At 61.2% G+C, this 6,318-nt stretch carries 9 protein-coding genes; 1 reads left to right on the forward strand and 8 read right to left on the reverse strand.

Going from position 1 to position 6,318, the window contains the following annotated elements:
• Positions 1–564: 564 nt before the first annotated feature.
• Entirely contained in the window at positions 565–1,329 is a 765-nt protein-coding gene (locus AC3WLT_RS36705) for a hypothetical protein (RefSeq protein WP_492596452.1), read from the forward strand.
• A gap of 131 nt (positions 1,330–1,460) precedes the next feature.
• Here AC3WLT_RS36705 and AC3WLT_RS36710 read toward each other — a convergent pair whose 3' ends face one another.
• The 8 genes from AC3WLT_RS36710 to AC3WLT_RS36745 all read right to left on the reverse strand — a co-directional run bounded on the left by AC3WLT_RS36710 (position 1,461) and on the right by AC3WLT_RS36745 (position 6,212).
• Entirely contained in the window at positions 1,461–2,936 is a 1,476-nt protein-coding gene (locus AC3WLT_RS36710; protein ID WP_492596459.1) for a sensor domain-containing diguanylate cyclase, read from the reverse strand.
• 481 nt (positions 2,937–3,417) lie between these two features.
• On the reverse strand, positions 3,418–3,735 hold the full coding sequence (locus AC3WLT_RS36715) for an XRE family transcriptional regulator (RefSeq protein ID WP_436197540.1): 318 nt from the start codon (positions 3,733–3,735) through the stop codon (positions 3,418–3,420).
• Between the two features lie 19 nt (positions 3,736–3,754).
• Complete coding sequence (locus AC3WLT_RS36720; protein WP_492596453.1) at positions 3,755–4,246, reverse strand: hypothetical protein; 492 nt, start codon at positions 4,244–4,246, stop codon at positions 3,755–3,757.
• A gap of 354 nt (positions 4,247–4,600) precedes the next feature.
• A complete protein-coding gene (locus AC3WLT_RS36725; RefSeq protein WP_492596454.1) occupies positions 4,601–5,038 on the reverse strand; it encodes a DUF7673 family protein in 438 nt (145 codons plus the stop codon).
• Positions 5,039–5,066: 28 nt separating this feature from the next.
• Positions 5,067–5,477, reverse strand: a complete 411-nt coding sequence (locus AC3WLT_RS36730; RefSeq protein ID WP_492596455.1) for a hypothetical protein — start codon at positions 5,475–5,477, stop codon at positions 5,067–5,069.
• On the reverse strand, positions 5,474–5,698 hold the full coding sequence (locus AC3WLT_RS36735; RefSeq protein WP_492596456.1) for a DUF3717 domain-containing protein: 225 nt from the start codon (positions 5,696–5,698) through the stop codon (positions 5,474–5,476). The genes AC3WLT_RS36730 and AC3WLT_RS36735 overlap by 4 nt, the downstream gene beginning before the upstream one ends.
• A 50-nt stretch (positions 5,699–5,748) precedes the next feature.
• Entirely contained in the window at positions 5,749–5,943 is a 195-nt protein-coding gene (locus AC3WLT_RS36740) for a hypothetical protein (RefSeq protein ID WP_492596457.1), read from the reverse strand.
• Positions 5,940–6,212, reverse strand: a complete 273-nt coding sequence (locus tag AC3WLT_RS36745) for a hypothetical protein (RefSeq protein WP_492596458.1) — start codon at positions 6,210–6,212, stop codon at positions 5,940–5,942. The genes AC3WLT_RS36740 and AC3WLT_RS36745 overlap by 4 nt, the downstream gene beginning before the upstream one ends.
• Positions 6,213–6,318 lie beyond the last annotated feature (106 nt).

The raw sequence follows: 6,318 nt of genomic DNA on the forward strand, positions 1-6,318 counted from the left end.
CGACGAGACCTACCGGGCTTCCGGAGCTACCTGCACTGTTACCGGGTTGAGGCATCTCCCAGTATTTGCCGCCGCATCTCGGCCCATTCGATGAGCGCCTCGATGAGGGTCGGAGCGCAATTCCGATTTTGCTCAGCGTGTATTCGACCTTCGGAGGAACCTGGGGATGCCAGCTTTTCCGAGCCTGGATCGCGACAGAGGTAGACGAGACGCTGTCCAGCTGGCGCGAGCCGGTGGAAGCGCGCATTGTCGGCCCGAGTCTTCCAGCAACACCTGTCGAACGGCCGGTTGCTGGTGTGCAGCGGTCGCCCTGATGTCCAATCGGCGCTGCCGGCGAATGACTCTTGGTGGCCGAACCTTGCCGATCGTCTAGCGATCGAACTGTGTTTGCCAGGAGCGGCAGCACGCGGGACACATTGCCTCCGTTCGGACCAACGTCGCTACCCGTCGGCTTAAGCAGCGAACCGGCCTGAATCTTTTGACGCCCCTCTCCTGGTGCTGGGCCGACGAGTGCCCTGGTACTGCGCGGTCTGTCAAGATGCGCACCGCCCCATCGAAGCGTTTGTGGCGAAAACACACACCGCATTTTTTGCCCTGAATACTCCGCAAACCATTGCTTATACTCTGTGCACCTCTTTCTCCGAGGCGCATCGTATGCGGCAGGAATGGCTTGAATATCTCCAGCGACTTGACTGGAACACTCCGATGATTTTGGCACTGGCGTCAGGGGCGGTCGGCTCTGTCATAACGCTCGCGTGGATCTCAGCAAGGGATGCCAGAGAGCGCAAGCGTCAGCGACGCGACACTGCATTGGAACTTGCGTTATCGCTGGAAAGCTACGCTCGAACCTGTCGGACAATGATGCATAAGGCCGCCTGGGCGGCATCGGAGCCGGTCGCCCCTATGAGCCGCGAAGCCGGCAAGGGCGTGTCCATCCCCGTCTTTGCCTATCCGGACAAGCTTCAGTGGCACGTCCTAAGCCGCAAAGTTATCTCCGAGCTGCGCGAGTACCCGGCAACGGTGCACGCCGCTCGGGAGTATGTGGAAGCGTTCCGCGAATTCGGTGAGCCGATCGACCTGTGTGGCCAGGTTGAATACGAATGTGCAAAGGCTGCGATGGCAGCGTTAGCACTTGCTCGGACAACGCGCCGGCGACACGGAGCCGCGACGTGGAAGCCGGGCGCCAAAGATTCAGCCATGGAGCGCGAACTGTCCGACTTCATCGCGAACGCTGAAGAGAAGCGCAAGGCGTCGCTCGAGCGTCGAACGGAGTCCACAGATGGTCGGCGAGCTGACGCGCAACCGTTCAATCAGGCGCTAAGCGCCTGAAACCTGGGCCAGACAAGCGGATATCCTGAAGGCCTCTCAGATTCTGCCGGCCTCGAAATGGGGTGCCGTCAATAAACGGACGAAACCGTACGATAGCCGCAGCGCACTAGGCATTCGACAATGTGTCCTTTTCAGCCCAGTATGGCGCCCGACACGCAGTTGCGGCCGATCGCCTTGGCCTGATAGAGCGCCTCATCGGCGGCCTTCACCACCGAGGCAACACTGTCCGCCATCAGCCCTTGCCAGCTCGCCGCGCCGATGCTGACGGTAACCGCGCCTTGCTCGCTTGCTGCATGTTCGATATTCAGCGAGGCAATCGCGCGGCGGATGGTTTCGGCCATCGCCAATGCGCCCACGCTGCCGATACCCGGCAGCACCACGACAAATTCCTCACCGCCATAGCGCGCGGCGAGGTCGCCCGACCGGTGAAGCTGTCCGGCGATACATTGCCCCACTTTCGCCAGTACCTCATCGCCGGCCTGATGACCATAAAAATCGTTATAAGCCTTGAAGCGGTCAAGATCGACGAACAGCAGGGAAAGTGGTTGCTGCGTGCGCAGCGCACGACGCCACTCACGATCGAGCCGCTCGTCCAGGGTCCGGCGATTGGGAAGCCCCGTGAGGCTATCGGTACTTGCAAGTGCCTTCAGCGCCGATTCGGCCCGTGCTTTTTTGCCCAGGGAAGAAGCGAGCAATACCGCCAGTCCGACAAAGACAATGCCGAACACGAGCATGACGACAGCAACCTTGACGGCGCGCGCGCGCCACTTCGCATAGATGTCTGTCTCCGCCGGGGCCACTTCCATAATCAATGGAAGTCCGGGCAGGTGTTTGAATTGATAGAGGCGGCGGACGCCATCGATCGAGGCCGTGTCCGCAAACGAGCCTTCCGGCTGGGTCATCATTTTCGTGAATGGCCCTGTTCCTCTGAGGTCGCGACCGATCAGTTTGGGATTGTAAGGGCCACGCATGACGAGGAAACCGTCGGTGTGAATGAGCGCCATCGTGCCGTGCGGTCCAAGCTCCAGGCCCGACAGCAGCTGGTGAAAGTATTCGGTGCTGACCGCGCCGATCACGATGCCAAGGAACGATCCATCCGTATCCGTGATGCGTCGGCTGAGCGTGATCACCATGTCGCCATTCAGCATTCCCGATGCGTGCGGAGGACTGACGTAGAGGCCCCAGGCCGGATGATCGCGTTGCACCGTGAAATAGTCCTGCTCGGCCACACTGGCTTTCGGCGGGCGGTCCGTGCGGGAGTCCATCACGATATTGCCGGCCGCGTCGGTCACAAAGATGGCCCCCAGGTACGGCGCACTCGCCGAACGATCAAAGAGCACCTCCCGCCTGAGCGGCACTGGCGCGGCCATCACGTCCGGCCGCTGCACGCCATCGACCACCGCCTGCAGCGACAGGTCATATAACTCGACATTGCGGGCGATGTCCCGCTCGATCACCAGGAGCGTGTTGCGCGACGAATCGGATGCATGTTCCATCGCATCCTGGCGACCGCCAAACAAAATGGCGGCGCAAACGGTCAGCATGGCGATGGCCACGACGATGCCGCTGCCGATCACGATGCGCGGCGAGCTGACCAGGGCAGACAGACGATGTTCGGCATCACCTGCGGACAGCGGGTCCTCTCCGGCAGCTCTTCCCGCCCCGGGGACTGAGCCGAGGACAGCGGCATGAAGCCGTGCCGGAATGCCGGTCAGCAGCTTCAACACCCGCCCCGCACTTTCCGTCATGGCCAGCCCTTCTCCGAGATCAGTGAATCGATTCGACTGGCGCGCGCCCCCAGCGAACAGCCAGCGTAATGCGCCTGAATTGTAATACCATTTGTTCGCCACCAACGTCTGTGGCACGACAGCAGGAGATTAGCAGCCGATACACGCGGTGAATCGGCTAAATAACGCGCTCATTCCGACACAATTCGACACCCCACTGCCGGCCGGATGGTGCGCTGCGGCAATCGTACGAATCTTGACGGCACCCCGAAATGTACCCAGGACATTCAGCCGGCGCGTTTCGGTGCGCTTGCTTTTCTTTTTCTCGCGCAACATGCTGAAAGCAAAACGTAGCGCGTGGTCATTCGTCATCGGGTGCCGATTCAGCCAAGCCGCTCAAACCCAATTCGAGGGTTTTACCTCGCCAGATCCGACCAAGGCCCGCCATGTCGCAGAGAATCGCCCACGATGTATAGGTGATCGGCGCCTCTCCGCTGATCCAGCGTCTGACCTGGCGGCCACCGTGCTCACTCAGCCCGAGCACCCTGGCAAGAGCCCGACCCGACAGGCCGATGCGTCGCACCACCTCCTGAACTTCAGCGCCCCTAGGCCGCTCCCATCCCTCATCCGCCGGAAGCAGACACTCGGCCCGAATGGGTGTATGAATATCAACCGTCATTTTTCTATCGCCTTTTCTCTTAGCCGTACTTCCTGGATCGGACGGATCTTCGCGCCCGGTCGATCGCGTCCGCAGCGACCTTTTCCTCCAGCCGTAATCGATGCGCGCGGAACTCATGTTCCGGCCACCGCGCTTCGCACTCCTCGAGTGCCTTGACTGCCTGATCGCGAGTCATCGGGTGCATATAGCCCGGCCATGGTTCGTACACGTCGTCGCCAGCACTCACCGCCCATATACGCACGGCACGCTGGATGATCCAATCGTCCGTCCAGATTTCGGGCGCCGCCGAAGCTTCGCTGGTATCTGCGCCAACCTCCGGCAGGTTGCGCTCATCAAAGTGTCGCTCCCCGGTCGACATGTCGAGCAGCGTAACGATCGCGTCGCCGAATCGTTCCTGCAGGTCAACCGCATCTCGCCATGCCTCCCCTGGATCGTCGTATTCCGCCGGCGTATCGCCAAACTGCGCGTGCCGGAATCCGACCGCGCGCCACTGGTCAAAACTGAGCACCACATCGACGTAGCGGTTCGCATCGTTATCCCAGAACCTGAACTCGATACATGGTGTTCTCCTGATCCTGACCGATTCATGCTATGTCCGACCTCGATCCAGCCCCCACGGCTTCGCCGCGGAGGGAAACACGCAGCCTGCGGCTGCTTGACGACCCCGGCCACAGCTGCACGACGCCTCACCGGATCGTCCCTCCGCTGCCGCTCCGGGCCGGCGCTCTCCCCACGCCTCCCGCGCGGGTCCCCGTGCGCCTCGATCCGGGCGCGCAGGCGCGCGCGATGCGCTCCCGGCGAATACGAGACCTGGTTTAGCAGGAAGGGGGTTGCCCGGCACAGGTGTCTGCGATCAGGCGTGCTCTCAGTCTAGCTTTGCCTGTGCTGCTTTCTTGACGGCCTCTGCGACGTCGATTCCCTCATCAAAACGAGCCTCGAACCATGAATATCTGTCGTCGCATAGGCCGGCCCGCAGGCCGACAGTGGGGAGCAGGTAGCGCAAATCGCCCATCCACCGATCCAGTTCATGCGCGCGTTTCTCCGCTGCCTGCTCCTCTTCAAGTCTTGCGCGGCATTCGTCGGCCAGCGCCATGAATGCCCGGTCGTTCTCCCCGTTCTTGCGATAGGAGGCCAGCATTTCAAAGACCGCATTTGCATGCTCGCTATCAAGCCCGGTCAGCTTCGATAGTCCGGTTGGATAGCGGCTCCCGTTCCACATCGCGAGCACGAGCTGACGCAGCCATGAGGCAGTGCCGTAGTGGCCAAGCACCTTCTCACGGTGAGTAATGAATGGCGATTCCATAGGTCTTTTCTCCGTTAAACAAGGGCCATCACCAGCCAACGTAGTTCAGCAAAAGCTCCGCGATCAGCTTACGGCGAACAAGATCCAGCCCCGACAGGTCGGCGAAGCCCCTGATGCCCGCTTTCTCCCACAGAGGAACGCTATCGTCCGAGTTGTAGAACGAATACAGCGCGGCAAGGAAAGTGCGCTCGCCGCTGCTGAGAACACCGAAGGCATCGACAATGACCGCGCCATTGGGTGCGAGCGCCCATTTGTCTTTCGCGTTCTCAACGGCCTCACTGGTGCCATCGCCGAAATACACCGGACCGGCGAGCATGACGGCCTGTTTCCATGCCTCAAAAAACCGCGCAGCCGCGACAGTAAAATGGGCGTCGCTTTCCTCCTGCTCGCGGCGAAACTGTTCGAGCACTTCGGGGGGGAACTTCGATTTGTCGGTCATAGCGGCAATTCCTGTTGATAAAGGGCAGTGGTCACAGCTCCCACCTGCTCGGCAGACAGCGAAGACACGTCGATGGCCGTTGCGTGTGTGTAGATCATCCCGCCATAGATATCGGCAAGGTGACGCGCTTTCGGGCACAGCGCCGCGTCTTCTCCTGACGCCTGGCGGTCGCGCCATACGTTGATCGCCTGTTCAATCTCGGCAATTGTAAAGGTTGGCATGTCAGACTCCGAAGCCCGCGAGTGTGCACGCGGGCGGTTCAGGGTTCAGGTTAGCGGGCGAACAGCACTTCGTAGAGTCCGCGCCGGTCGATCGACATTTTGGCATCCGGCAACTTCGCCACACCGCAGATGAAGTCGAACGGGCCGCTGTACGGCAGCATTTCAAGAATCGTCTGATTGCCGAACCATGTGCGCAGCACGTCGCCGCGCTTCAGTTCGCAACCCTGTTTCAGTTCTGTCGTCATCCGGCACGCTCGCGAGTGTGGCGGACCGCTTCATGAACCGCTACCAGAGGCGCGCGGGGTGGTACGCGGTCAAACTCCGAAAGCGCGGCACGCGCGATCGCGCGAAGCTCTTCGCGGTGCATGTCGATCGCATGACCGTCCCGGTCGAGCATGTTGGCGATGCGGTGCAGCGCGTCGGCGGTCTTCGCCGCCGCATCCGCCGACAGCGCCATACGGAACAGTTCAGCACGCACGACTTCACGGTCCCCGTACTGGTAGACGGCCAGCAAAGGCAGAAGTGCGGTCAGCCAGGTTGGGCGGCGTTGTCAACTTGCCGAGCGTGAGACGGCACGACGGCGGGCGTGACAACTATCAGAAAGAGGTCGACGGATTTTG

It is taken from the genome of Paraburkholderia sp. FW306-2-2C-D06C, assembly GCF_058781505.1.